The sequence below is a fragment of the Synechococcus sp. CBW1108 genome (assembly GCF_015840335.1).
Classification (GTDB): Bacteria; Cyanobacteriota; Cyanobacteriia; order PCC-6307; family Cyanobiaceae; genus Cyanobium_A.
Genome location: NZ_CP060395.1, coordinates 2,978,021 through 3,003,815, shown reverse-complemented (window position 1 = coordinate 3,003,815; position 25,795 = coordinate 2,978,021). Strand labels below are relative to the sequence as shown.

The following is a 25,795-nucleotide window of genomic DNA, read 5'->3' as shown; positions in this document are numbered from 1 at the left end:
GATGCGAGGTCACCGGGAGCGCAGCGGCTCCCTGTTCTCCTACGTGTCGATTGAGGAGCGGATCCCGGCCAGTCATCCGCTGCGGCGGATCCGGAAACTGGCGGATCAGGCCCTCGATCGGCTCAATCCCACCTTTTGCGCGCTCTACGCCGCAGAAGGCCGGCCCTCGGTGCCGCCAGAACAGCTGCTGCTGGCCTCGTTGCTGCAGGCGTTCTACGGGATTCGCTCGGAGCGGCTGTTGCTGGAGCAGCTCCACTACAACCTGCTGTACCGCTGGTTTGTGGGCCTGAGCCCGGATGATCCGATCTGGCACCCCACCACATTCACCAAAAATCGGGAGCGGTTGCTGAACGAGCAGGTCATGGGGCGCTTCCTGGAGAAGCTGATGGGTGCTCCGGAGGTCAAGCCGCTACTCAGCGACGAACACTTCTCAGTGGATGGCACCCTGCTGCAGGCCTGGGCGTCCCATGCCTCACTGGAGCGGACCGATGGTCAGCAGGACCCACCGCCACCGTCGTCAGGCCCTGGCGAGGGCTTTGGCGCTCCAAAGCCCGGTAAGAAGCGGGCCAAGGGTGACTTCCGCGGCATCAAGCTCAGCAACAAGACCCACCGCTCCAGCGTCGATCCAGACGCCTTGCTGGCCCGCAAGTCCAATTCCCACCCGGCCCAACCCAGCTACCGGGGCCACGTGCTCATGGACAACCGCCATGCCCTGATCGTCGATTGCCGCGTTACCCAAGCAGTGGGTACCGGGGAGCGGGATGCCGCCAAAGCGATGGCGGCTGACATCCCCGGTGCCCACCAAAAAACCATCGGTGCCGACAAGAACTACGACACCAAGGGCTTTGTCGCCGAGATGCGTCGCATCGCCGTGACGCCGCACGTCGCTCAGAACACCGCCCGCTCTGGTGGCTCCGCCATTGATGGCCGCACCACGCGCCACGAGGGCTACGCCAAGTCGATCAATGCCCGCCGCGGTATCGAGAAGGTGTTTGGTTGGATCAAACAGTGGGGCGGTCTGCGCCAATTCAAACTGCGCGGCACCGACAAGGTGAGTGCGGTGTTTGGCCTGCACGTGATCGCCTACAACCTGATCCGGCTGGGCAACCTGCTCAAACCGGCGATGGCGGCGGCATGAACAGGTGGTTGCCCAGAGGTGTGCCAATGAGGCGGCCTCCAGGAAGCCCCAACGGGGCAAAACGCCTGAAATCGGGCGTTCTGAACCGCTGAAACGCATCATTTCAGCCCGAACGGAGCACAATCAGCTCTCTGGAGGGAAAAACGCGGCCTTTCAGGCAGTTTTTCCGCAAACTCCTAATGAGCCCTGGCGGTAGGGGACAGGTTCGCCAATGGGCAGGTCGGCGAGCATCTAAGCCTCAGCAGCAGTACGGCTGTTCTACTCCTGGTGAGGGTCGGCATGGCGCTGATCTGGAGCCGCTAGGAAGCAGCGCGGACTGACATACATTCCCGGAGCTTGCGCTGGTGCCATTGCTGGCCGCGGTTGTGCCATTGGTTGCGCGGCCCTGTCGCCTTCTGCGCTGGCGGAGGGGGCCGGCCCGATCAGGCTGGTGGGCAGCACCTTCAGCCAACGCCATGCTCCGCATCCACGGCGATCGCAACAGCCTGCTGGCAGCCCTTGCTGCCCACTGGGTCGACCAGCAACTGCAGATCCCGCCGCCGCTCAAGCCGCAGCTGCGGCCGATCCGCCGCCTGCCAGGGCCGCTGCGCTGAACGGCTCTTGCAGCAATAGACCGATAAGGCCTCAGCCCACCCCCGCCAGCTGCTGCCGCAGAGCCTCAAGCGCCTTCTTCTGGGCCCGCTGCACCAACATGGCGCTGATTTGCAGCTGCTCTGCTGCAGCCCGCAGGGACAGGCCCTCAAGGACGGTGAGCCGCAGGGCGGTGGCTTGAGCTGCAGGCAGCTGATCAACTAGCTGCTCCAGCGCCAGATCATCAGCGGGCCCGGCTACTTCTTGCTCGGGGCTGGCCAGCTGATCGAGCAGGCACGGCTCGCCAGCGGCGTGGCCATCAAGGCTGATATGACCCAGGGGGCACTGGCCCTGCTCATGCAGCCGGCGTGGAATGCGCACCAGCCGCACCCGATCGCGCAGGTGATGCTGCAGGGCACCGGAGATGCAGCGGCGCAGATACGGCTCTGCCGGCTGTCCCGCGTCAACCCCCTTGGCCGATTGGCGTCAATCAAGTTGGCCGGTGAGGGGAACTGATCGCCCCCCAGTTGTCGCCGGCGACAACTGGGGGGCGATGACGCTGGAGGCGACACGAAAACTGAGCCACACATCAGTCCGAGCCATTGCCAGCACTGACTTCCTCTGATCGGCACCAGGCGACAACCACGTTGGCCGGTTAGGCGCCGAGACCTCTGCTGAGCCTTGCCCTGGAGCGCACGAGCCGGCGGACCGCACAGTCCGCCGGCAGCGCGGAGCTCCCCGCCGGGGTCTGGCACCATCGGCACCAGGTTGTCGCCGGACGACAATCTCCCGGGCTGTTCTCCGCTTCTCTACGGCTGCTGTGGCTATTTGCTGCCGCTGCGCCGGCTTGCTTGGGCGCGGCGGTGGCTGTCGCCGCTGATCTCGACGATGTGGCAGTGGTGCACCAGCCGGTCCACCGCCGCCACGGTCATTGAGCTGCTGGGGAAGATCTCATCCCAGGCGGTGAACGGCTGATTGGCGGTGATCAGCAGCGATCGGCGCTCGTAGCGGTGGCAGATCAGCTCAAACAGCACGCTGCTCTCCTGTTCATCCCGCCGCACATAGCCAATGTCATCGATCAGCAGCAGCGGGTAGCGATCCAGCCGCTCCAGCGCTGCCGGCAGGTTGTATTCGGCGCGGGCCTTCTGCAGCTCCTGCACCAGGCTCGTGGCGGGATAGAAGCGGCAGGCCTGATCCAGGCCGATCTGCGCCAAGGCGATGCCGACCGCCAGGTGCGTCTTGCCCACACCGCTGGGGCCGAACAGCAGCACGTTCTCGCCCCGCTGCAGCCACTCGCTCTGGCGGCTCAAGGCCTCCAGTTCCTGCCATCGGTGCGCCTCGATCCGGCCGCCATGGTCGTAGTCCGCCAGCGCTTTGCTCCAGGGCAGCTGGGCCGCGCGCAGCAGCCGGTGCTGGCGGGCCTGCTGGCGTTGCTCCATTTCCTGCTCGCACAGGGCATAGAGAAACTGACTGGGGCTCCAGCCCTCGCCCTCAGCCTGCGAGGCGATGCTCTGCCAGTGGCAGCGGATCCATGCCAACCGCAGCTGTCGCAGCAGGATCGGCAGGGCGGCTTCCGCCGCCTGGGGCCGCGGGATGGAGGGCAAGGAGGTCGTCATAGCTCTGCAGGCTGTGTTGGGGAATGCGTTGCGGTGGGTGGGGGCGATGGGGCGGCAGCCGGAAGCGTTGCTGCAGCGCCGCCAGCGACAGCCCTTGCCGTTGATGGGCCTTCTCGAGCCAACCCAGCACTGGCTCGTAGCCCGCCAGGCGGCAGCCCACATACAGCGCCTCGACCATCAATCGGGCGGCGGCGTCACGGTCACCGCCATTGCGCAGCTGCTGCCACAGCTGCCACCAGCGCTCATCGGGGAACAGCTCCCGCTGGTAACTGCAGTGCAGCAATGCCCGGGGTTTTCGCCTGAGCGCATCGATCAGGTGCTCCAGATCGATGCTCCACGCCCGCCCATGACGCTCGACACCGCCGTGGCGCCGCTCCAGTTCGCAGGCGATCTGCCGGCCCAGAAGCAGCTGCAGCCGGTCGTGGAAGATCCGCACCGTCAGCCGCTGGTCGATCAGCCGCGGCGGCACCGAATACACGACTCTGCGTACCTCGATCGTGCTGGTGCGCCGCACCGTGAGCTGTTCAATGTCGTAGTCGGCAAAACGAAACCGCGGTAGTGGCCGCAGCGCCGCCTGCTCCTGCTCCAGCCGGATCAGGCGCGGCCTGTTGTACTGGTCAATCACCGCGGCCAGAAAAGCCTGGTATTCAGCCAGCGACTCGAAATCACTGCTGCCGCGCAGCAGCAACGCCTGCTCGATCCGCCGCTTGAGATGGCCATGGGGACTCTCCACACGGCCGTTCTCATGCGCCACCCCCAGGTTGTTGCGGCTGTAGGCCAGGCTGTAGTGGCTGCAGAGGGCGTGATAACGGCGGGTGATGTCGGAGCTGAAACTGCCGTTGCGGTTACGGCACGCTGCTGATAACCGGTCGGTGCGCAGTTCACCTGGCACCCCGCCGCAGGCAGCCAGAGCGTTCTGCAGACCCTCGGAGAGGGCTGCAAAACTCTCGCCGCCCTGGACCACCTGCGCATAGCTCCAGCCGCTCCAGGCCAGGCGGTAGTGGAACAGCAGATGGGGGAACACCTGGCCGGCGATCGTCACCTCCACCCCCTTGAGCTGGGTGAAGTCACAGAAGGCAATTTCGCCAGGCTCATAGCTCAAAGGGAAGATCACCTCCGGCGCCGGGCCGTGCAGTGCCTTCCACTCCCGCACCCGGCGCTGCAGGGTGCGCTGTAGCGGAATCCAGTCCACATCAGGTTTCTGCTGCTGCAGATGCTCCAGGAGCGTGATCGGCGTCAGCGCGGGTGAGCGCTGCAGCAACGGCACCAGCTCCTCCTCCCATACCCCTACCAGCGGATCGGGGCGGGTGCGGCCACGGGGCTGGTTCGCCCGCGGCTGCAGCTGATTGCATTCAATCCGGCGAGCACTGCGCACTGAGATGCCCGCCGCCGCGGCAGCAGCCTCCTGGCTGCTGCCGCCTCGTCGTTTCGTCATGAACAGATTGCGTTGGTGGCTTGTCAGTGGTGCCGGCATCACCTGGTCCCTGCGCATCGGCACCAGGGTCTCCAGCACTCACCCCACCGGCCAACGAGCTTGTCGCCGACCGGCCAACTTCATTGTCGGCGGACAGCCGGCTCACCTGCTTTGCAGCGCATCACAGTGCGGAGCAAGGCTTCTCTGGCTACCTGGATCAGATCCTCCCGCTCGACCAAAGGGAAGAAGCGGCGGGCTACAGCTGAGGCAACGGCATCAGCCAGGGAGAGGTGCTGGAGCACCAGGGCATCGCGGGCACGGAGGGCAGAGCGGGAAAGCGGGGCAGCCATCTGGGGACGGCAGAGAACCCCACCCCCAACGGCCAGCCGCAGGGATGTGACAAGGACGCCCCAACGGGGCGCATGGCCTGATCCTTGACGCGGCGCGAGGACTGGCCGAGGGATGAAGGTGGCTGTTTGACGGCCTGGTGGCAAGCCAATCGCCGCTAATGCTGCGGGGCAAACCAACCTTGAGCAGGCATCCCTCGGCTACAGCAGGGCAGAGCCGTGCTTGCGAGCCAACACGGCCGGGAACATGCGCTGCTCGTCGTAGTGCACGCTGATCACCTCCAAGCCGGCCTCGGCCAGCTGTGCACGGGTGGTGGTCTCATCCCGGTGGCACATCCAGCGCACCGGCACAACATCTTGGAACAGCAGGCGCTGCTGCTCTAGGTCGGCCCGCGAGTAGGGCTTCCAATGATCGGGCGGGGTGATGAAACTGACGATGAACACCCCCTCTGGCCGCAGGGCCTCGGCCACCTGGCGGTAAAAGGCTGTGCAGAGCTGGTCGTCGTCGACGTAGATGTTCAGGCCGTTGCTGGTGATCAGATCCCAGCGCCCCTGGCAGCCCAGTTGCCAGGCATCCCGCTGTTCGCACGCCATGGCCACGGGGGTGTGACGCTCGCTGTGGTTGCGCAGCGCAGCGTCCAGCGCCTTGGCATCGAGATCAATGGCGGTGAGGCTGACGTCATGGCATGCCGCGTAGTCCAGTGTCAGCAGGTCGTCCATCAGCCCCGATGGCAAGGAGGCGAGTTGCATGCCGGATCGCAGCAACGGCTGGGTCAGCCCACCCATGAGAGAGAAGCGCTGCTGCGTCGCCAGCAGGAGCGGACAGCGCTCCAGCAACCAAGTCTCCAGGTCACCCAGGGGCGATCCATCACTGCTGAGCCGGGTTTGTGAGCCGCGTTCGGGGTACAGCAGCACGTAGGAGGTCCACTGACCGTTCAGGCCCAGATTGTTGAGCAGGTACCGGCCCAGCTCAAACTCGCTGAGCTCCGCCCGCAGCCGGGCCACGTTCGAGGGAGTCTCCCCGGCCGTCGAGGTGATGCTGTGACCGTGGGAAAGGATGTCCATGCGTACTGAGGCCTTATCCAGCTGGAGGATGGAGGGTGGCTCCTGGCCATCAGAGCATTGAGCGCGCCCTCGGCGCCCGTGCTCGAGGCGGCGATTGTTCGCCTGGGCTACAACAGGTCAAACCCCAGCCACCATTGATGGCCTACTGGTGGGTCAACCACAAACAGACCTACCGGCAGGAAACCGACGGCGGCTATATCTGGTCGCCCAAGACCAATGCCAACGGCGCCCGCAATGTGAGCTACGACAACCTCACGCGCTGCGAGGGTGGGGATGTGGTGTTCAGCTACGCCAACGGCAGGATCAGCCAGATCGGGTTGGTGGAAACGGCGGCGATCACGGCACAGAAGCCGCCTGAATTTGGATCTGCAGGCGACAACTGGAGCCAGGATGGTTGGCTGGTGCGGGTGAACTGGCAGCCGCTGCAACAGCCGCTGGTGCCGCAGACATTTTTTGAGCTACTGCAACCGCTGCTGCCCGAGCGCCATAGCCCAATCAGCACCAGCTCAGGCCGGGGCAACCAGGGGGTGTATCTGGCGGGGCTTGGCGAAACCCTGGGTCTGCTGCTTCTCAAGCTGATAGAAGACCACGCCGATGCAGCGGTGCGGGTGCACCTGGTTGTGCTGGCGGAAGAAGGTGAGTACACCGCCGCGCTGCTCGATGACATGCAGCTGCTGCGCGACGTTCCAAGCAGCACCGAGCGGGATGCCCTCACCAAGGCACGGCTGGGGCAGGGGTTGTTCCGCCATCGGGTGTCGGAATTGGAGCCGGCCTGCCGGGTCACGGGGCTGGCGCGGCAGCAGTTTCTGGTGGCGAGCCATATCAAACCCTGGAGAGACTGCGACAACAGCGAACGGCTGAGCGGCGCCAATGGCCTGCTGCTTTCCCCCCATGTGGACAAGCTGTTTGACCGCCACTGGATCAGCTTTGATTCCGGTGGGCAGCTGATCTGGCAGCACGAGGCCGCTGGAGAGGCCCTGCGCTGCTGGGGTATTGGAGGGGCGAATCTGATCCGGCCGTTCAACCGCGAGCAGGAGGCTTTCCTTGGTGCCCATCGGGAAGCCCTGCGCAGCTGACATGGCTCGACCCTTGACGCGGCGAGAGGGCTGGCCGAGGGATGCGGTGGGTGTGCGCCGGCCCGGAGGGACCCTGCTCCCCCATCCCTGCCCCCGATGCAGCAGCCCCTGCTCAGCCGTTGAGACACTGGGCCTGCCGCGCCCAATCGCTTGATGACCCGTTACCGCATCGTCCGCGATGACGGCCAGCTGGACACCATCGCCGGCCAGTCGTATCAGACGTACGACGCGGCCTACGCGGTGCTGGAGCGCTACTACAGCGACCTGTGCTGCTCGGATGAGCGGGAGTACTACAGCATCGAGGAGGAGAGCACCGGAGGGGTCAACGCCGCGGAGGACCTGGCCGATGGCCGGAGCGGCTGAGAGCAGGCAGCCGAACGGCAGCAGCGGAGCACTGGGCGCCGGCCAGCCCACCGAAGTGCTGGCCGGCTCGATTGAGCGGGTCACCTTCCACAACTCCAGCAACGGCTTCTGCGTGCTGCGCATCAAGGCCCGCGGCCATCGCGATCTGGTCACAGTGGTGGGCCATGCCGCCGAGATCAGTGCCGGCGAATGGGTCACCGTCTCCGGCACCTGGGTGAACAGCAGGGAGCACGGCCAGCAGTTCAAGGCCGCCTTCCTGCGTTCCTCCGCTCCGACCACTGCCGAGGGGATCGAGAAATACCTGGGCTCGGGGATGATCCGCGGCATCGGCCCGATCTACGCCAGCAAGCTCGTTGCCTCCTTTGGCTCTGAGGTGTTCGAGGTGATCGAGCAGGCCCCCGAACGCCTGCGAGAGGTGCCAGGCATCGGCAAGGTACGCGCCGGCCGCATCGCCCAGGCCTGGGCGGATCAGAAGGTGGTGCGCGAAATCATGGTGTTCCTGCACAGCCATGGCGTCGGCACCGCCCGGGCGGTGCGGATCTTCAAGACGTATGGGAACGACGCCGTGCAGGTGATGGCGGAGAACCCCTACCGCCTGGCCCGCGACATCCGCGGCATCGGCTTCCGCACCGCCGATGCCATCGCGGCGCGACTTGGCATCGAGCCCACCGCCACGATCCGCCTGCGGGCGGGGATCAACTACGCCCTGCTGGAGGCCAGCGGTGAGGGGCATTGCGGCCTGCCCACCGCCGAACTGCTCAAGCTGGCCGGGGCGCTCTTGGCGGTGGAGCGGCCGGAGGAAACCGGCGCCACCACTCGCGTGCCGCTGGAGCCCGAGCAGATCCAGGCGGCCCTGGAGCTGGAGCTGGCCGAGGGTGCCGTGGTGGCCGACAGCCTGGCCGGCGAGCCGGCCATCTTCCTGAGCCATCTGTACAAGGCCGAGCGCCAGATCGCCGAGGCGCTGCTGGAGCAGCTGCAGGGGTCACCACCCTGGGGCGTGATCGACGCGCTGCGGGCGATCGGTTGGGTGGAGCAGCGCCTGGGTCTGGAGCTGGCAGCCAGCCAAAAGGCAGCGGTGGAGCAGGCCCTGTCCAGCAAGGTGCTGGTGATCACCGGCGGACCGGGGGTGGGCAAAACCTACCTGATCAACGCCATCCTGCAGATCCTGGCGGCCAAGAAGCTGCGCATCCTGCTCTGCGCCCCCACCGGCCGTGCCGCCAAGCGCATGACTGAGGCCACGGGGCTGGAGGCCAAGACCATCCACCGGCTGTTGGAGTTCGACCCCACCAGCTACGGCTTCCGGCGCAACAGCGACCTGCCGTTGGAATGCGACCTGCTGGTGGTGGATGAGACCTCGATGGTGGATGTGCCGTTGATGGCCTCCCTGCTGGCGGCGATTCCACCGGAGGCGGCGCTGCTGCTGGTGGGGGATGTGGACCAGCTGCCATCAGTGGGGCCCGGCCAGGTGCTGGCCGATGTGATCGCCAGCGGCGCAGTGCCGGTGACGCGGCTTACGGAGGTGTTCCGTCAGGCAGCTTCCAGCCGGATCATCACCACCGCCCATGCCATCAACGGCGGCACGATCCCCGATCTGCGCTCCCCACCCGAGGGCAAGAGCAGCGACTTCTACTTCCTGCCGGCCGAAACACCCGAGCAGGCGGTAGCCCTGATCCTCAAGGTGGTGGGCGAGCGTATCCCGGCCCGCTTTGGCTTCGATCCGATCAGCCAGGTGCAGGTGCTCTGCCCGATGGCACGCGGTGGCTGTGGCTCAAGATCGCTGAACGTGGAGCTGCAGCAGCTGCTCAATCCCGATCCAGTCGAGCAGGTGGAGCGCTTTGGCTGGCGCTTTGCACCCGGCGACAAGGTGATGCAGATCGCCAACGACTACGAGAAGGAGGTGTTCAACGGCGATGTGGGCACGATCGATGCGATCGACTCAGACAACAGTGAACTGAGCGTGCTGTTCCCCACCAGCGAGGCAGGTGGCAATGCCGCTGCGGCCGGGAGCCGGGTGGTGGTCTACGGCTGGGGGGAGCTCGATCATCTGGTACCCGCCTATGCCTGCACGATCCACAAGAGCCAGGGCAGCGAATACCCGGCGGTGGTGATCCCATTGCTCACCCAGCACTACGCGATGCTGCAGCGCAACCTGGTATACACGGGCCTCACCCGCGGCAAGCAGCTGGTGGTGGTGGTGGGCCAGAAGAAGGCCCTGGCCATGGCGGTCAAGAACCACCTGGGCCGCAGGCGCTGCACCAAGTTGGCCGAGTGGCTCAGCTCACCATGACCCCTGAAAAGCCCATCACAACCGGTGGCTGGTAGGGCCGCAGCTGCTGGGCCATGGCCTCCAGAAACGCCACTAGAATCGTGATCAGAAGGATGTAATCGCGCAGGGCGGGATCCAGCATGCCGTGGGGTGTGGGTGGCTGGGTAGCAAGGACAGTTTCCAGTGGATCCCAGAGGGGATTGCTACGGGCCTGGGAGACCACTTCGGCCAGGCGAGCGCTGTGGGCGGGATCGGCTAGGGAGGCGGAATCAGCCGAGTGGGCGAAGGCGTTGCGCAGCTTGCGCAGCACCGCAAGCGCCTGCGCCACTGGGGCATCGATCAGACCCAGCCGGCTGGCCAGGGCCGCCTTGGCGCCCAGGGAACCCAGGGGGCGATCGGGCAGAAATAGGCCATCACCCTGGACGGGGCCCGGACCCATCACGGCCTGCAGCAGGTGCTCCAGGGCGGTGTCCACGCGAGCCACTCCTACCAGCACGGCGCCGCGGCCACGCTCTTCCAGCATCTGCAGGGCAATGGTCCTGGCCCCGTCAACAGCTGTCTTGCTCGAGTTGTCCGGGGAACCTGAAGCCATGGCTAAGGGGGCTGGGCTCAGCTCCGGCCGAGAAAAGGTGAAGCCTTGCCGCTGTAGCTCACCACCACCCGCTTCTTGGCTCGCGTGGCCGCCACATGCAGCAGTGAGCGCTCCTGCTGCTCGAAAAGCTCCCTGGAGAGGGCATCAGGCCGTTTGTTGACTTCCACCTGCAGGGGCATCTGGGAGGCATCGAGGCCCGGCAGAAAGACCTGGTCGAACTCCAGACCCTTGACCCGGTGCATGGTGGCGAGCCGCAGGGCTGGATCGCTGGGGTCGTCGGACTCCTCGGCGTTGATCACCCGGGTGGCAAAACCCTCGCCCTTGAGCAGGGCTTCGAGCTTCTCCACGGCCTTGTTGGTGCGGGCCGCCACGCAGGTGGAGGCCAGGGACTGTTGCTCGTCGCGCAGCTGCCGCAGGGTGCTCACCAGGAAACGCTGCTCCTCTGCGGGATCCTCGAAGCCCTGCACCAAGGGATGGTCACCATGGAGCAGAGAGCGATAGTCGCTGGCGGGATCGCTGCCCCCATCGAGATCATCGAAATCGAGGCCGTGGAGCACGGCGGTGGCCCAGGCGCGGGTTTCCTCAGTGGTGCGGTAATTGATGCGCAGCTTGCGGGCGCGGCCACGGATGTCGATGCCGCAGCGGCTGAGCACCACCGGCTTGCCGTAGATGCGCTGGTGGGGATCGCCGACGATGAACAGATCATTGGCGCGGGGCTCACCGACAAGGGCCCGCAGCAGCGAGAAGGAGGCCACGTCGAGATCCTGGGCCTCATCCACCACCACGGCGGCAAATAGCGGGGAGCCTGCTGACTTGTGGATCAGGTCGGCGGCGATCTGTTTGGCCTCCTCCGGCTCCCACAGGCCCCGCTGGCGGAATTCGGCGCGCACCGCGTCGAACACCGGCCAGATCTGGGCGCGCTGCGGGCGGCTGAGGCGGGTGCCGCGTCCGACGCGGCGGGCCATCAGGTACTCATCGCGGCTGCGGCAGCCCTGGGCGAGCACCACGTCTTTCCACTCCTCGCGGTAGAAGCGCTCATCAAGGCCGAGTGACGTGTCGGCCACATCCATGGCCAGGCTCCAGCAGCTGTCACGCGCCTCGTCGTTGAACACGCGCACCTGCAGGCCCTGAGCCTTGAGGAACGTCATCACCCAGCCATCAAGGTGAATCACCTCGATCCGCTGCAGCTCCTCAGGGCTGCAGATCTTGGTGAGGTTGGCGCGGATGTCGGTGGCCAGGTTGCGGGTGAAGGTGGTGAACAGCACCCGGCCGGGGGCGTCGGCTTTGATCAGCTCCTTGGCCAGCCAGCGGGCCCGGTGCATGGCCACCACGGTCTTGCCGGTCCCGGCTCCGCCCAGCACCCGCACAGCGCCACTCCACTGGCGCTCCACCAGACGGCGCTGGCTGGGGTGGAGAAACACGCGCCAGCGCTCCAGCGGTGCCGAAAGCATCGCTTCGAGCACGTCGTCGTCGGTGATCACCAGGAACTCGGCCTTGCTCTCGGGCGTCTCCAGTGCCGCCGCCACATCGGTGGGATCGATCGCGGCGGGGCGCTGCCGCTCCAGCTCCTCGATCACCACCTCAATCGGTTTGCCATCAGCCAGCAGGATCAGGCCATCGACGCAGTCCTGCGGCACCCATTCGATCAGGCGACTCAGTGCCTCCTCACTGCTGACGGCGCGTACGGCGGGCAGCAAGGCCTCGGGGACGCCGAGCAACATCAGCTGGTCGTCGCTGCAATGGGCAAACAGTGAGCCGACCTGGGTTTGGGCCGGAGCCGGCTGGGGTACGGGGGGCTGATTGGCCAGAGCCTCGCTCACAGCCGCAGCGATCGCGTCTCCTACGGCGAGCTCGGCGGCTTCCACATCCACCACCTGCAGGGCTCCAGAGACCCGGTTCACATGGCAGGTGCGGCGACGGGCCCATTGGTAGGCATCGTCGTGCTTGTCGATCCAGAGCAGCACGTAGGTATCGCCTTCATCAGGGGCGCGCACGATGCAGCGGATGTCCTGATCCACCCGGATCGAGCGGATGAAGGGGTCCTTGCCGCCTTCGATGCGCTCGTAGTTCAGCCCCGGACTGCGGGGGTTGGCACGGAACTTGGAGATGAAGGTGGCCACCTTGCCGCGCGACTTCTCCGGCAACCGCCCGAACGCTTTGAAAAAGTCGTTGGAGAGGGCAACGGTGAGGCGGGACTCGCTCATGTCAGGTGCGGGGCGGGACGTGGATCAGGACGGTGGAAGGGCCTCCATCAGGGCGGCGGCTGTGGCGGCAGGAGGATCCTCCACCGACCAGCAGCGCCAGCCCGCGGCAGTGAAGGCTTCCGCATCAACGGGTTCGCTCACCAGCGCCAGACGCTGATCCGGCCATGCGAGTTCAGCCTGGGCGATCACATCACCCTTCGGCCCTTCCAGCTCAAAGGCCTGCTCAGGCAAGGGCCGATCGGTGCCTTGCCAGGCTGCCTCCAATGCCTGCAGCAGCGGCTGCACGTCGGCTGGCGCAAAGCGGCTGAGGGCCTGCCAGGCCTGTTGCGACGCAGCAACAGCGGTTTCTGGGGCGCCTGGGCCTTCCGGAGCTGCCTTGGCTGGCTCGGCCTCCACCCACACCTGGGGTGGGTCCACGGCGGCGGGTTGCTCGCTCCCACCCCAGCCCGGCGTGGAGATCAGCAGATGGGGCAGGAACTGGAAGAGGTTTCCCTGGCGTAACCATTCGCGCCAGGCCAGCTGCTGTTGTCGCTCAGAGCTGGAACGATCAGGTTCAAAATGAATGGCACGAAAACTCGCGCAGGGATGCAGTCTGTCAGTTTTATGCAGAGCCAGATCAACGAGATTGAGAATCTGCAGTCCTGGAACAGGAGCGAGGTGTTGACCCACTCGGGGAGATTCACCACCTTGCGTCCACTCCTCGACGTGTGAATTGAGATTCAGAGCCTCTCGTGGTGCCATTAGAGATGGATCATCGATCTGCACTGGAGGCATGGGCGGGCGCTGGGCAAGGCAAAACATTTGCGCCAGACCCTGCCAAAGTGCTCCCGAAGGATTGGCCAGGTAGGCCATCAGCAATTGCAGACTGTTAGCCAGCTGAACTTCGCGAGGAGTTGGAACTGGTCGCTGCGAAAGGTCGTCTAAAAAGCTCTTGGGCCACCAACGTTCAAGATAGTTTTCGCGATTTTTGGAAGCAAAATCTGGCATCATGCCCACTGCAAGCCCGTTGGGCTCCAGTGGTGCCTGCGCTGTGGGAGGAGCCTCCACAACGTCATCCCAGCTCAGGGCCCAGAAGAGGTAGCGACAGCTGCGCTGCAAGGCCATGCGCTGTTCGGCATCTGTGGCCAGCCGGCCGCGGTGGTATTCCCAGCCATCGGTGTAGACGGCGATTGGTTTGCCGCCAGCCGTGGGTGTGAGCAGGAAATCGGCGCGGGAAAAGGCGCCTACGCCCTCGGCCTCGCCGATCGGCACCTGCTGCTCCACCTTCCAGCTCACCATGCTGGAGCCGCTGTTGAAGGTGAGCAGATAGCCCTTGTTGCCCTTGATGAAGTCCTCGCGCAGGGTGACGGCGACTCCGGGCGGGGCTCCTTTGCCTACGCGCAGCTTTTCGATGAAGCGCAGCTCCAGTTCGCTTTCGGCGCGGGTGTTGATCACCACCTCCGAGAGGCTGCGCTCTGAGGGCTGCAGTTCCTCCCAGCGGCTCAGGATCGTCTGCAATTGCTCGATCGCCCGCCGTTTGCTGGTGCGTTCGCGATCGAAGCGCTGCCGATACATGAAGATGCAGCGGTAGCAGCCATCGCTGCAGCGGCAGGCCTGCAGATGCTGCAGCGACTGCTCGAACACGGCTCGTAGATCCTTGCCGCCCGCTTCGATCAGTTGGCGCACATAGCCCGTCCCACCGGGAACGGAATCAAAGAGATAGAGGAAGGTTTTGCGCTGCTGGCTGCCGGGCTGGGGTTCCTCGCCGAGGGCGGATTGCAGGTGGTCCACCTTGCCGCCGAAGCGCTGACGCAGGCCCAGGTGCAGGGCGCCGATAAAGGACGGCTGGCCCGCCTCATCCCAGAAGTTGGCGCCGGGCAGCAGGAAGCGCAGGGCCTCGGAGTTGAACTCCCGATACATGAACAGCAGCTGGCGCAGCTGGGCGTCGTCGGGCTTGTCGCGATACCGGCAGCCCCAGGTGTGGTTGCTGGCCTTGGCGAGGCCGCGCTGCACCTTGCCGCAGCTGCGGCAGAGCTCAAAACCCTTCACCTTGAGGGCCTTGCCGGCGATGGCGTGGCTGGCGCCGACCACGGCCTGCTCGCCGAAGTTGATCTCACGGAAGGTGGTGCTGGCCAGGTATTCAGCACCGAAGGGGAACTCCTCATCGGCGATCGCCAGCGAAATCTCGCGGCGGCTGTGGTCGGGCACGATCAGCAGCTCGCGGTGGAAAAACAGCGGGTTGCGTTCGTCGCTGTCATCCCCGAAGCGGCTGCGGGCGTCCTCCGTGGTGGCCTGCACCTGGCGCAGGCGAGCCATCTCCTTCACCTGACCGTGGTCGGCATAGCCGCTTGTCCGCCGACAATGAAGTTGGCCGGTCGGCGACAAGCTCGTTGGCCGGTGGGGTGAGTGCTGGAGACCCTGGTGCCGATGCGCAGGGACCAGGTGATGCCGGCACCACTGACAAGCCACCAACGCAATCTGTTCATGACGAAACGACGAGGCGGCAGCAGCCAGGAGGCTGCTGCCGCGGCGGCGGGCATCTCAGTGCGCAGTGCTCGCCGGATTGAATGCAATCAGCTGCAGCCGCGGGCGAACCAGCCCCGTGGCCGCACCCGCCCCGATCCGCTGGTAGGGGTATGGGAGGAGGAGCTGGTGCCGTTGCTGCAGCGCTCACCCGCGCTGACGCCGATCACGCTCCTGGAGCATCTGCAGCAGCAGAAACCTGATGTGGACTGGATTCCGCTACAGCGCACCCTGCAGCGCCGGGTGCGGGAGTGGAAGGCACTGCACGGCCCGGCGCCGGAGGTGATCTTCCCTTTGAGCTATGAGCCTGGCGAAATTGCCTTCTGTGACTTCACCCAGCTCAAGGGGGTGGAGGTGACGATCGCCGGCCAGGTGTTCCCCCATCTGCTGTTCCACTACCGCCTGGCCTGGAGCGGCTGGAGCTATGCGCAGGTGGTCCAGGGCGGCGAGAGTTTTGCAGCCCTCTCCGAGGGTCTGCAGAACGCTCTGGCTGCCTGCGGCGGGGTGCCAGGTGAACTGCGCACCGACCGGTTATCAGCAGCGTGCCGTAACCGCAACGGCAGTTTCAGCTCCGACATCACCCGCCGTTATCACGCCCTCTGCAGCCACTACAGCCTGGCCTACAGCCGCAACAACCTGGGGGTGGCGCATGAGAACGGCCGTGTGGAGAGTCCCCATGGCCATCTCAAGCGGCGGATCGAGCAGGCGTTGCTGCTGCGCGGCAGCAGTGATTTCGAGTCGCTGGCTGAATACCAGGCTTTTCTGGCCGCGGTGATTGACCAGTACAACAGGCCGCGCCTGATCCGGCTGGAGCAGGAGCAGGCGGCGCTGCGGCCACTACCGCGGTTTCGTTTTGCCGACTACGACATTGAACAGCTCACGGTGCGGCGCACCAGCACGATCGAGGTACGCAGAGTCGTGTATTCGGTGCCGCCGCGGCTGATCGACCAGCGGCTGACGGTGCGGATCTTCCACGACCGGCTGCAGCTGCTTCTGGGCCGGCAGATCGCCTGCGAACTGGAGCGGCGCCACGGCGGTGTCGAGCGTCATGGGCGGGCGTGGAGCATCGATCTGGAGCACCTGATCGATGCGCTCAGGCGAAAACCCCGGGCATTGCTGCACTGCAGTTACCAGCGGGAGCTGTTCCCCGATGAGCGCTGGTGGCAGCTGTGGCAGCAGCTGCGCAATGGCGGTGACCGTGACGCCGCCGCCCGATTGATGGTCGAGGCGCTGTATGTGGGCTGCCGCCTGGCGGGCTACGAGCCAGTGCTGGGTTGGCTCGAGAAGGCCCATCAACGGCAAGGGCTGTCGCTGGCGGCGCTGCAGCAACGCTTCCGGCTGCCGCCCCATCGCCCCCACCCACCGCAACGCATTCCCCAACACAGCCTGCAGAGCTATGACGACCTCCTTGCCCTCCATCCCGCGGCCCCAGGCGGCGGAAGCCGCCCTGCCGATCCTGCTGCGACAGCTGCGGTTGGCATGGATCCGCTGCCACTGGCAGAGCATCGCCTCGCAGGCTGAGGGCGAGGGCTGGAGCCCCAGTCAGTTTCTCTATGCCCTGTGCGAGCAGGAAATGGAGCAACGCCAGCAGGCCCGCCAGCACCGGCTGCTGCGCGCGGCCCAGCTGCCCTGGAGCAAAGCGCTGGCGGACTACGACCATGGCGGCCGGATCGAGGCGCACCGATGGCAGGAACTGGAGGCCTTGAGCCGCCAGAGCGAGTGGCTGCAGCGGGGCGAGAACGTGCTGCTGTTCGGCCCCAGCGGTGTGGGCAAGACGCACCTGGCGGTCGGCATCGCCTTGGCGCAGATCGGCCTGGATCAGGCCTGCCGCTTCTATCCCGCCACGAGCCTGGTGCAGGAGCTGCAGAAGGCCCGCGCCGAATACAACCTGCCGGCAGCGCTGGAGCGGCTGGATCGCTACCCGCTGCTGCTGATCGATGACATTGGCTATGTGCGGCGGGATGAACAGGAGAGCAGCGTGCTGTTTGAGCTGATCTGCCACCGCTACGAGCGCCGATCGCTGCTGATCACCGCCAATCAGCCGTTCACCGCCTGGGATGAGATCTTCCCCAGCAGCTCAATGACCGTGGCGGCGGTGGACCGGCTGGTGCACCACTGCCACATCGTCGAGATCAGCGGCGACAGCCACCGCCGCGCCCAAGCAAGCCGGCGCAGCGGCAGCAAATAGCCACAGCAGCCGTAGAGAAGCGGAGAACAGCCCGGGAGATTGTCGTCCGGCGACAACCTGGTGCCGATGGTGCCAGACCCCGGCGGGGAGCTCCGCGCTGCCGGCGGACTGTGCGGTCCGCCGGCTCGTGCGCTCCAGGGCAAGGCTCAGCAGAGGTCTCGGCGCCTAACCGGCCAACGTGGTTGTCGCCTGGTGCCGATCAGAGGAAGTCAGTGCTGGCAATGGCTCGGACTGATGTGTGGCTCAGTTTTCGTGTCGCCTCCAGCGTCATCGCCCCCCAGTTGTCGCCGGCGACAACTGGGGGGCGATCAGTTCCCCTCACCGGCCAACTTGATTGACGCCAATCGGCCAAGGGGGTTGACGCGGGACACAGGCTCAGCAGCTTGCTACCACCGCCGGGAGTAAGCAGCTCAGGTGCACTGGGGTCGAGCTGCTGCAGCTCTGCCACCAGCCCGTCAAATTCAACGTCGCTGAGGTACGCCTGGCCCGCCCGGTAGGCGGCATCTGCAGCGCGTATGGAACTGCGGAGGGACCCATTTGGGCGCGTTTTGGGCGCGCCCTGGGAGGCCAATCCCTGAAAAGTCAATCGGGGCGACAGGATTCGAACCTGCGACCTAGTGCTCCCAAAGCTCGTGACATTGGGTCCTTCAGACCAGTTGCAATAACTGGATTTACTGCCTCAAAACCATTGTTGTCACTGGCTTTTGCCCTGCCAGCCGATGGCGGGGAGTGGCGGAGCGTGCCAAGCTTAAAAGGTGATTCTCTTGCAGATTCTCTTGCAAGGGGTGTCGTGCGTGCCTGATTTCCTAGAGCTGTGCCAAAAGCCACCACTGCCTCTCGCCCAGCACGGGCAGCCAAAGACCGTGGCTGGGTAGCAGCGCTGCGCTTGTCGCTCACCTCTGATCTGGGACCTCGCAGTGGCTGGACTGTTTCTGAGATGCGTGGGCGGGTTCTGCTGAACGTCTCAGCTTCTGCCGCAGGTGGTGCACGCCAGCAGCGGGTTTTGCCATTTGATTGGGCAGCTTCTGAGCGGCAGGCCATCCATGCAGCCATTCTTGCTATTCATGCCGATTACAGCGATGGCGTACCCCTTGATCTAGCCATCGAAACACACGCGCGAATTCCTACGGAGGAATCGAGCCATGTCGGAATGACGGTTAGCGAAGCAATCAACTGGCCTCAATTAATTCAAGGATTCAAAGATCACAAGCTCAGCAGTGGGGCAATCAAGCAGAGCACCTGGGATCAGCTCTATTTGCGGCGAATGGGTGTGATCCTCGAGGCCGTTGGCGGAAAGCGTCGACCCATTTCACCTAAACAATTACTGGAGGGCGTGATTGAGTCCTGGAAGGACAGGCCCGGATCGCGTGGCCGTCAGTTACAGGTTCAATTCACGGCAGCACTTTTACGTTGGGGCGTCGATTCAGAACGCTTACCTTCATCCTGGGCACCGCCGCTTGATCTCTCTATCTATGTGGGCCGCAAGCGAGAAGAACGGGGGATTACAACACCCATTGAGGCCAGCCATGTGCTGGATTTGGCAGAGGCCATACCTGATCCGCGCTGGCGATTGGCGTTTCAGTTAATGGCTGCCTACGGTCTGCGGCCGGAAGAATTGCAACACCTGGAGATCCAGAAAGGGCAGCTCTGGACCACCTACCAGAAGGTTTCCAGTCGAGGTCGCACCCGATCAAGGGTTTTGCGACTGCTGCCATGTGACGAATGGGCCAAGCCCTGGCAGCTCGAGAAAGCATTTCGAGCTGACCGCATGCCGCCGATGCGACCAGGTCATGGCGCTGAGGACCTTGGCACCTATATACGGCGGCGTCCTCTCTGGCAACAGCTACGGCGCGAGTATGAAGAAAAGGGCGAAAAGCTGGTTCTCTATTCCTGCCGTCACGGCTATGCCCACCGCGCTCACATCACTTGCGAGCTACCGCCCAAGGTGGTTGCAGCAGCCATGGGCCACTCCGTGGAAACCCATCTTGCTGCTTACAGCCGCTGGTGCGGGGATGACGTGGTGGATGATGCCTTTGCGAAAGCAGCGCGCCGCTTAAGCGATGAAGCATTTTGACGCAGGTTGAGATGGGCAGGATCCTTGCATTGACCTAGAGGCCTAAAGCTTTTTGCCTGAGCCGGTTGTATTCCTGCTCATCAATCAGACCCTTCTCTCGCAGCTTCATGAGCTCGTTAAGCCTTTCTTCCACTGATTGAATAGATGAATCAATCATGCGTGGCGGTTCGATTTCATCATTTCGGTTGAGCACCGCGCCTAGCAGCTTCCGAGATTCATCCCCAACCCTATAATTGCGATACTTATCCCATGTCGTCTTAATAGTGACAGGGATGCCGTCACTAGCCACCATCGCCTGCCTTAGCGCAAGTGGCAAATAATATCGATACCGGCTCTCGTCGGTCATTACCACATCAAACTCTTGGCTCCCGACGCTGATCTTTATACGAGAGTCAGGCTTTGGGAAGGTGATTGTATTGCAGCCGCCAGCCAGTGCAAAACATGTGCTCTCGTATGGCTGTAGCTCCAAGTAATAACTACTCCACTTTGAAGTGTAGCCGTCATAGAAATGACAAGAGATGAAGCAAAGCCTGCCCCTGTAAGCCTGATCAAACAGCACCTTTTCGATGCCACCTTGACTCGCCGAGAGTACTTTTGAAAAAGGTAGAGCCTTTGCCTTGTAGTCCCTGATGTTCAAATCAAGGGGACCTCGAAAAATCAAGAATTTCACACCTACAGCCGCTTGCAAAAAAAACGCCTTGCGGCGCCAAACGATCTAATAATTTGCACAACAAAACGACTAAATTGAATCAGGCAGCCTCATGAAAATTATTACTCATGCGAGTGCAAATGCACGATTTGCTCTTAGAAGATATCGCAAGAAGTTAAATGTCAGATTCTTGAGACCCCACCATGCTTTGTTTTTCTCAAGCCCAATCTTTCTAGTCATCTTGCCACCCATAGACATGGTCATGCAGCCAAAAACATGTTCCACACAAGCTCTAATTGCTGATTTAATACGGTTACGCTCTTTGGCTGCGTCGCTTAGCGGGTGATTGCGGCTGCCTTTTTCGTGAATGCAACTTTCAAAACCGCCAAGATCCAGTAGGTCTTCAAAGCGCTCGCCTGCAAAGGCAGAATCTGCCCAAACATAATCATCTGTGTTCTCAGGATCGAGGAGCATCGGCAGCATCTGACTGTCATGGATATTGGCCGGTGTCACGGCATAGCGTCTGATAAATCCATGTTCAACGTCGATACAGATACTGTTCTTGTAGCCATAGTGATTGATGCCGTTCTTTTTAACCCATCGCGCATCTAAGTCCTTTTGCTGCAATCGATTTGGGTTTTCGTCCCATCCTTCAGGCATGCGATTCTCTTTAATCTCCTTGTTGTCTTCTCTGCTATTCCGCTGCCGTGGCACTGGAACCAACGTTGCATCAATTATCTGCCCGCCACGGGCTTCGAGGCCTTGGGACCGGAGATAGGCCTCAAACTTTTCAAACAGCTCTTCGATTACCCCAGCCTTACGAAGCCTTTCTCTAAAAAAGGCGATAGTAGTAGCATCGGGAATATCGTTCATTACGCCTAAGCCAACAAACTCTTCAAAAGAACGGCGATCATTTACCTGGAACTCAGTGTCATCATCGCTCAAATTGAAAAGCTGTTGGAGCACCAGCATTTTGAAGAGGATCAGAGGATCAATTCTCCGCCGACCAGCATTGCTTTTCCGCTCTTGCGCATAACCTCTTTCGAGCAGTGGGCGAAATGATTCCCAAGGAATCGACTGGGAAAGTCGCTCAAGAACAGGTTTTTTAGTTTTGAGCTTTTCAACCCTCTGCTGCTCGTCCCAGAAGCCTCTCTGGCCCATACCAGGTATGCAATTAACTATCCAAATTATAAGCTATTGTCGCCTCAACGCAAGGGCTGGTCGTATTTTTCGAGGTGCCCTCAAGGTAGTTGACAACTTCATTGCTGCTGGAAGGCCTGTTCTCGACCGCTATCCCAGGCAGTGCAATGTGAAAGCAGACGAGAGTTGCTATCAAGGCACTTCTTCTTATCCTCATCGGAGGGCCTAGCGCAACCCACTCCTAGCCGCTGCCGGCACGAGGGGATTCATTGCAGTGCATGAATCTTTGCGTAGAGAAACTCGGATCAGCGCTGGCCATTTGCTACATGATCTCTCCTGTAGCTGCAACTTCCTGGCTTGAGCTGCAAGACAAGCCACTCTTCGGTAGGAGCGTGAGCCTCTATTGAGGCTGCGCTTGCTGGCCATCGGGCTACGGGAGGGCGGACATTAGGCCCAGGGTCTGTGCCGCTTGCTGCATCCGAATATCGAAGCTGGCCAGCTGGGTGCAGCGGCTGTGCAGCGCCACAGCCAGATGCAGGGCATCACCGGCGCGCAGGCCGAGGGCAGGATCCTGGAGCAGCTCGGCCGCCTGGCGAAAGCGGCCCCGGTCCAGCGGACGCAGTTCAACGCCGCCCTGCAGCAATCTCTCGAACTGCTCCCCAGCGGCCAGTCGTGCCTCAGCACTGAGGCCGTGAAGACGCTGCTTCATCCCGAGGGCGCTGTGGGTTTCGGTGATCAGCCAGTCGCTGCTGATCAAGGGTTCACGAGACTGCGCAAACCAGTCGAGGGCGCGCGAGCTGCTCTGTTCTGGGGTCAGCAGAGCCACCACGACGCTGGTGTCGAGATAGATCATCGATGGGTCAGCGTCACCAGCGTTCACCGCCACGGCATTCCTCAATCACCGAAGGAGTGAGTGGCATGGTGGCCTGAAGTTGACGCAAATCACTGGCCAGGGCAGAGCGATCCAGCTTGCGCAGAGGCTCCAGGCTCAGGCGGCCGTCTGGTCCAATGACGATGTCGATCTCATCGCCTTCCTGCAGCCCGGCCTGACGCAAGCAATCCGCCGGGAGCCTGACCGCCAGGCTGTTCCCCCAGCGACGGATCGCCTGGGGGAAGTGCTGGCTGGCGTCGGCTGAACGACCTTGCGGCTTGGACTGTGTCAAGGAACGCCTTGGGCCGTTCCCGGCCACCTGTAGAGACATGACTCTACGTCCAGTTTATGGTTTTCAGTGCTGCAGATGCCGACGGCTCCACCCAGTGATGGTGGCCTCAACGTTTTCCAGGTGCCACTGCAGTGGTCCCCGGCCCTGGGTGCAGCCCCAACGCCTGTAGTGCTTGCCGGGGGTGAGCACCCCGCGTAGCCGCAGCCGGCGAAGGGTCTCCCGGCTCATCCCCAGGGCAGTGCAGGCCTCTGCCGTCGTGACCCAGACCCGCTGGCGAGTGGTCGTTACTTGGGTTTCCATCAGTTCCCTGCCACTTGGGCGCGGTAGCGCTTGAGGGTGTTGGCCAGCAAGAAGTGGCGATAGCTCTTGACCTGGCGGGACTCGACCAGGTCAAACATCCGAATTACGGAGGTTTCAGCCAAGGTGTCGAGATAGCTCTGGCAGAGGACGCTTTCCCGGTACTTCGGGCATTGCTTGCCGTTGGCTTTGCACATGGCTGTGGCATTGACATAGCCATCGCTGGCGCGCCGAGAAATTGATGTGCCGTTGCTTGAACGGGACACCAGGGTGTGCGTATTCATGGCAACTCCTCCCGCAGCACGGTCATCACCGCGGGATTCCAGAGGATTTGCTGGCAGCGTTGACCCCGCGTCCAGCTGGGCACGGTGTGGCCCCAGTCGCGGCCGACTGCAGTGAGCTGCCAGTCATCGAGGTCATTGCGCACCTGCAGGCCGCAGGCCGCCAACCGGCGGTTCATATCCCTGATCGTGCGGCCTAGCCGCTCGGCTAATTGCTCTGCATCCAGGCGTGCCTCGACTGACGCACCAACCGGCTGAGCGGGCCGATGAGCTGAGGCCGCAGAGTAGCTGTCGCGCAGAACCTGTTGCACTGGGGCCAGGCTGAGGCCGGTGCTGGCCTCGATGCCCTCAATGGCAGCGAGGAGCGCATCGGAGTACCCGACGCCGGTGAGCTCGATGATCTCCTCAGCAAGCCGCAGCACTGCTTGCACCGTCTGGGTCTTTTCCCCAGCCGGCCCTGATAAGTGGACCCTTGGTTTGACCTGGTGGGGTCGCAGGGCGGGCAGCAGCTCATGGGTGAGCCAGCGCCGCATTCGCCAGGCCGTCTGGCTTTTGCCCAACAGCAGAAGCCTCAGCAGGCCGCCTTCACTGATCAGGGCCAGAGTGCAGCCCTCGCTGCCGGGGCCTTCCTGGGAATAGAGGCAGTGCTCCTCCTCCCGCATGTTGGCCAGCCCCCTGGCGATCGGCTGCTGGCCAAGGGCGGCCGCGACATCAGCGGCGGCGAACCAGGCCTCACCGTGCTCATCGGTGCTCACCAGGATGCGGTGCCCCTCAAACCGATAGGGCACCAGAGCGGACGTGTTGCTCATGGCTGGGAAGGTGAGGGGACAGTGGGCGCAGCTGCGCCAGTTCGAGACGCGATCGCTTTATGGGCGAATCCCCCAAGGGGCGATTCCCCAGTGGCCGCGAAGGCCGCTCCTGCCTGCGGTCTCCGAGGAGCTGGCACCGGGCCGGAGAGCAGCAGGAGCAGGGTGCTCAGCTGAATGGCCAGCAGCAGCCACAGCAACCACTGCAGCTGCTGCAGGCTGCTCACCCGCACGTTGGTGGTGATCGTCCGGCGGCTGCGGCAGAAGGCTGGCAGCTGGGGGCTGCTTCCCCTTGCGCTGAGACGGATGTTGGTGTGGTGGGCCATCAGAAGGGCACCTCTTCAGCAGCGAACTCATCGCCGTAGTCCTCTGCATCGGCCAGGGGGATTGCCTGCTGCTGGCGGGCTGCCGCCTCATCGGCTCGGTAGGCCTGCTCGGCTGCTTCGATCCAGGCTGGATCTGTGCCCTCGCGGATGCTCAGCGGGCCATAAAAGCCGATCGTGACGTTGCGGGGCACCGCATCGGCAGACGCCTGGTCTTCGATCTTGGGGCCCTTGGGGTTGCCGTCCTGGTCGTACTGCTGCGCCCAGCGGGTCTCCAGCGTCAGCACATCCCCCACATTCAGCCGCCCGCGACGGTGCTGGCGCCGTGCCTCGATCCACTCGCCAAAACCCTTGGCCTTGAGGATCAACCGCACCCGATCGCCCGCTGCCGGCACGCCGCCCTCGTCACCGATGCGGGCCTCCATCGTTGTGCCCGGCATGGCGATCGCATGGACGACCATCTCCTGCTTCACCTTGGGCCGGCCCTGACGGTCGCTGCCGTTGGGGATCGGCTCCATCGCCCCGGTGCCTTGGTTTTTGCGTAGCCGGTCGCGCTGCTCGGGGCGCACGATCGCCAGATAAGCCACCTCAGCGAGGCGTTGCTGCCGAATCACCGGCGCCGCGTTGCGGCTGCCGTCGTTGAGTTCAATCGCCATGGGTGTCGCTCGATTTGCTGGAGGGGGAACAAGAGAGAGGCAGCAGGGGATCCAGCCCGGCGCCTAGCCGCAGCAGGTGATGGGCGGCGCCAGAGAGGCTCAGGTGGTGCTGGGCCGCCAGCTGCTGCACCTGCCGGTAGATATCGCTGTGCACGCAGACGCACAGGGTGTGGCGGCCGTGCTGCACCCGCGGCTGGGGCTTGGCGTAAGCGCGGCGGCAGACGCTCATGGCGTCACCCCCGCCAGCTCGCGCTCGAACACGTCGATGAAGGCCTTGTGGCGCTGCTGGGTGATGCGGTCCTTGATTGTCCGCGCCTCCTTGGGCACCTGAAAGTGATGGCGGAACTCGATCGTGAACCGCTTGCGGACCTCTGGCGGCATCGCCGCTAGGAACTTGTGCAAGGTGGCGACCTCCTCCTCCGTCAGGGGCTCGAGGTCTTGAGCAAGCGCAACTGGCTGCACTTCCAGCGGATTGGACCACTCGTCATCGGCGCTCTGCGGCAGCTCTGTTGCGGCAGGAGCGCCAGCAGAGCTGCTGTTGTCAAAAAGCGCAGTATTTTGCAATTCAGGCTCGTTAGCCTGAACAAGGGTGGTCACGGGAATGCCCAGCAGTCCCACCAGCAACGAGGCGGTCAGTGCCTGCCAGGCCTGACTCCCATCCACGGGCGCAAGCGCTTCGCTGAACTCCTCGGCCCCGCCGCGATGGCGCAGGGTCACCCGCAACAGCTGCTGATCCTCCTGAATCAGCTTCTGGGCACTGAATGAGAAGCCCAGGGCAAAGGCAGGCGCCGCCGCCAGGACGACCTCGGCCAGAGAAGGCTCCTGGATAGCGAGCATCTGGGCCTGGAACTGGGCCAGGCTTCCGGCCCACTGGGCACGGGCCTGATCCCGGCTTTGCAGCAGGGCGTGGTTGAAATCAAGGGCGGTTGTGGGACCTGGCGTCGGCTCCATCCGCCCGCTTTGGGTGGTGGTCATCGAAGGCACTGCGGGACCGGCGCCCGCTTGCACGAGATATTACTGACTCGCTAATCCGAATCTGTATCTCAGAACACGGGTCTATGGGTT

The 25,795-nt window shown here is 63.6% G+C and carries 28 protein-coding genes; 8 read left to right on the top strand and 20 right to left on the bottom strand.

The window, feature by feature from the left end:
- Position 1 precedes the first annotated feature (1 nt).
- The gene (locus H8F27_RS16280; protein ID WP_197149497.1) at positions 2-1,138 is read left to right on the top strand and encodes an IS5 family transposase; all 1,137 of its coding nucleotides are present in this window, start codon (positions 2-4) and stop codon (positions 1,136-1,138) included.
- Positions 1,139-1,593: 455 nt separating this feature from the next.
- A complete protein-coding gene (locus H8F27_RS16275; RefSeq protein ID WP_197149496.1) occupies positions 1,594-1,731 on the top strand; it encodes a hypothetical protein in 138 nt (45 codons plus the stop codon).
- A 31-nt stretch (positions 1,732-1,762) separates the two neighbouring features.
- Here H8F27_RS16275 and H8F27_RS16270 read toward each other — a convergent pair whose 3' ends face one another.
- The 5 genes from H8F27_RS16270 to H8F27_RS16255 form a co-directional block, all read right to left on the bottom strand.
- Entirely contained in the window at positions 1,763-2,146 is a 384-nt protein-coding gene (locus H8F27_RS16270) for a sigma-70 family RNA polymerase sigma factor (RefSeq protein ID WP_197153662.1), read from the bottom strand.
- Between the two features lie 386 nt (positions 2,147-2,532).
- A complete protein-coding gene (gene istB / locus H8F27_RS16265; protein ID WP_231596186.1) occupies positions 2,533-3,246 on the bottom strand; it encodes an IS21-like element helper ATPase IstB in 714 nt (237 codons plus the stop codon).
- Positions 3,200-4,837, bottom strand: coding sequence for an IS21 family transposase (gene istA, locus H8F27_RS17830; RefSeq protein ID WP_231596353.1), 1,638 nt, complete (start codon positions 4,835-4,837; stop codon positions 3,200-3,202). The genes istB (H8F27_RS16265) and istA (H8F27_RS17830) overlap by 47 nt, the downstream gene beginning before the upstream one ends.
- A gap of 41 nt (positions 4,838-4,878) precedes the next feature.
- Positions 4,879-5,088: a hypothetical protein gene (locus tag H8F27_RS16260; RefSeq protein WP_197149495.1), complete on the bottom strand. Its 210-nt coding sequence runs from the start codon at positions 5,086-5,088 to the stop codon at positions 4,879-4,881.
- Between the two features lie 198 nt (positions 5,089-5,286).
- Positions 5,287-6,150, bottom strand: coding sequence for a cyclopropane-fatty-acyl-phospholipid synthase family protein (locus tag H8F27_RS16255; protein WP_197149494.1), 864 nt, complete (start codon positions 6,148-6,150; stop codon positions 5,287-5,289).
- 35 nt (positions 6,151-6,185) lie between these two features.
- Between H8F27_RS16255 and H8F27_RS16250 the strand changes: the two genes are divergently transcribed.
- The 3 genes from H8F27_RS16250 to H8F27_RS16240 all read left to right on the top strand — a co-directional run bounded on the left by H8F27_RS16250 (position 6,186) and on the right by H8F27_RS16240 (position 9,876).
- Entirely contained in the window at positions 6,186-7,226 is a 1,041-nt protein-coding gene (locus H8F27_RS16250; protein ID WP_197149493.1) for an HNH endonuclease, read from the top strand.
- 153 nt (positions 7,227-7,379) lie between these two features.
- Positions 7,380-7,589, top strand: coding sequence for a hypothetical protein (locus tag H8F27_RS16245; protein WP_197149492.1), 210 nt, complete (start codon positions 7,380-7,382; stop codon positions 7,587-7,589).
- A complete protein-coding gene (locus H8F27_RS16240; RefSeq protein ID WP_197149491.1) occupies positions 7,573-9,876 on the top strand; it encodes an ATP-dependent RecD-like DNA helicase in 2,304 nt (767 codons plus the stop codon). Before H8F27_RS16245 ends, H8F27_RS16240 begins: the two co-directional genes overlap by 17 nt.
- Here the strand turns inward: H8F27_RS16240 and H8F27_RS16235 are convergent.
- The 3 genes from H8F27_RS16235 to H8F27_RS16225 are packed head-to-tail and all read right to left on the bottom strand — an operon-like array spanning position 9,863 to position 14,946.
- Positions 9,863-10,447: a hypothetical protein gene (locus H8F27_RS16235; protein ID WP_197149490.1), complete on the bottom strand. Its 585-nt coding sequence runs from the start codon at positions 10,445-10,447 to the stop codon at positions 9,863-9,865. The two genes, H8F27_RS16240 and H8F27_RS16235, sit on opposite strands and share 14 nt — an antisense overlap.
- 17 nt (positions 10,448-10,464) lie before the next feature.
- Positions 10,465-12,651 (bottom strand): 3'-5' exonuclease, encoded by a 2,187-nt coding sequence (locus tag H8F27_RS16230; protein ID WP_197149489.1) that lies wholly within the window; start codon positions 12,649-12,651, stop codon positions 10,465-10,467.
- A gap of 24 nt (positions 12,652-12,675) precedes the next feature.
- Complete coding sequence (locus H8F27_RS16225) at positions 12,676-14,946, bottom strand: DUF1998 domain-containing protein (RefSeq protein WP_197149487.1); 2,271 nt, start codon at positions 14,944-14,946, stop codon at positions 12,676-12,678.
- A 90-nt stretch (positions 14,947-15,036) separates the two neighbouring features.
- On the opposite strand from H8F27_RS16225, the gene istA (H8F27_RS17825) reads away from it, so the two are divergent.
- The gene (istA, locus tag H8F27_RS17825) at positions 15,037-16,674 is read left to right on the top strand and encodes an IS21 family transposase (RefSeq protein WP_231596353.1); all 1,638 of its coding nucleotides are present in this window, start codon (positions 15,037-15,039) and stop codon (positions 16,672-16,674) included.
- Entirely contained in the window at positions 16,628-17,341 is a 714-nt protein-coding gene (gene istB / locus H8F27_RS16220) for an IS21-like element helper ATPase IstB (RefSeq protein ID WP_231596186.1), read from the top strand. Before istA (H8F27_RS17825) ends, istB (H8F27_RS16220) begins: the two co-directional genes overlap by 47 nt.
- A 199-nt stretch (positions 17,342-17,540) precedes the next feature.
- On the opposite strand, the gene H8F27_RS16215 is transcribed toward istB (H8F27_RS16220), so the two are convergent.
- Positions 17,541-17,912, bottom strand: coding sequence for a hypothetical protein (locus H8F27_RS16215; protein ID WP_197149486.1), 372 nt, complete (start codon positions 17,910-17,912; stop codon positions 17,541-17,543).
- 315 nt (positions 17,913-18,227) lie between these two features.
- Here H8F27_RS16215 and H8F27_RS16210 point away from each other — a divergent pair, with 315 nt between their 5' ends.
- Complete coding sequence (locus H8F27_RS16210; protein ID WP_197149484.1) at positions 18,228-19,415, top strand: hypothetical protein; 1,188 nt, start codon at positions 18,228-18,230, stop codon at positions 19,413-19,415.
- 34 nt (positions 19,416-19,449) lie between these two features.
- Here H8F27_RS16210 and H8F27_RS16205 read toward each other — a convergent pair whose 3' ends face one another.
- From H8F27_RS16205 to H8F27_RS16155, 11 genes are all read right to left on the bottom strand, one after another.
- Complete coding sequence (locus H8F27_RS16205) at positions 19,450-20,085, bottom strand: SHOCT domain-containing protein (protein WP_197149482.1); 636 nt, start codon at positions 20,083-20,085, stop codon at positions 19,450-19,452.
- 105 nt (positions 20,086-20,190) lie between these two features.
- Positions 20,191-21,225 carry an IS5 family transposase gene (locus H8F27_RS16200; RefSeq protein ID WP_197148811.1) on the bottom strand — a complete coding sequence of 345 codons (1,035 nt, stop codon included), beginning with the start codon at positions 21,223-21,225 and terminating at the stop codon, positions 20,191-20,193.
- Positions 21,226-21,634: 409 nt separating this feature from the next.
- On the bottom strand, positions 21,635-22,090 hold the full coding sequence (locus H8F27_RS16195) for a type II toxin-antitoxin system VapC family toxin (RefSeq protein ID WP_231596380.1): 456 nt from the start codon (positions 22,088-22,090) through the stop codon (positions 21,635-21,637).
- The gene (locus tag H8F27_RS16190) at positions 22,071-22,367 is read right to left on the bottom strand and encodes an AbrB/MazE/SpoVT family DNA-binding domain-containing protein (protein ID WP_231596379.1); all 297 of its coding nucleotides are present in this window, start codon (positions 22,365-22,367) and stop codon (positions 22,071-22,073) included. Before H8F27_RS16190 ends, H8F27_RS16195 begins: the two co-directional genes overlap by 20 nt.
- A 63-nt stretch (positions 22,368-22,430) precedes the next feature.
- A complete protein-coding gene (locus H8F27_RS16185; protein WP_197149478.1) occupies positions 22,431-22,667 on the bottom strand; it encodes a helix-turn-helix domain-containing protein in 237 nt (78 codons plus the stop codon).
- Entirely contained in the window at positions 22,667-22,948 is a 282-nt protein-coding gene (locus H8F27_RS16180; RefSeq protein ID WP_197149476.1) for a KilA-N domain-containing protein, read from the bottom strand. Before H8F27_RS16180 ends, H8F27_RS16185 begins: the two co-directional genes overlap by 1 nt.
- Positions 22,945-23,754: a BRO family protein gene (locus tag H8F27_RS16175; protein WP_197149469.1), complete on the bottom strand. Its 810-nt coding sequence runs from the start codon at positions 23,752-23,754 to the stop codon at positions 22,945-22,947. Before H8F27_RS16175 ends, H8F27_RS16180 begins: the two co-directional genes overlap by 4 nt.
- Positions 23,751-24,077, bottom strand: coding sequence for a hypothetical protein (locus tag H8F27_RS16170; protein WP_197149467.1), 327 nt, complete (start codon positions 24,075-24,077; stop codon positions 23,751-23,753). Before H8F27_RS16170 ends, H8F27_RS16175 begins: the two co-directional genes overlap by 4 nt.
- Entirely contained in the window at positions 24,077-24,730 is a 654-nt protein-coding gene (locus tag H8F27_RS16165; RefSeq protein ID WP_197149465.1) for a hypothetical protein, read from the bottom strand. The genes H8F27_RS16170 and H8F27_RS16165 overlap by 1 nt, the downstream gene beginning before the upstream one ends.
- On the bottom strand, positions 24,720-24,959 hold the full coding sequence (locus H8F27_RS16160) for a hypothetical protein (RefSeq protein ID WP_197149463.1): 240 nt from the start codon (positions 24,957-24,959) through the stop codon (positions 24,720-24,722). Before H8F27_RS16160 ends, H8F27_RS16165 begins: the two co-directional genes overlap by 11 nt.
- Positions 24,956-25,705: a hypothetical protein gene (locus H8F27_RS16155; protein WP_231596377.1), complete on the bottom strand. Its 750-nt coding sequence runs from the start codon at positions 25,703-25,705 to the stop codon at positions 24,956-24,958. The genes H8F27_RS16160 and H8F27_RS16155 overlap by 4 nt, the downstream gene beginning before the upstream one ends.
- Positions 25,706-25,795 lie beyond the last annotated feature (90 nt).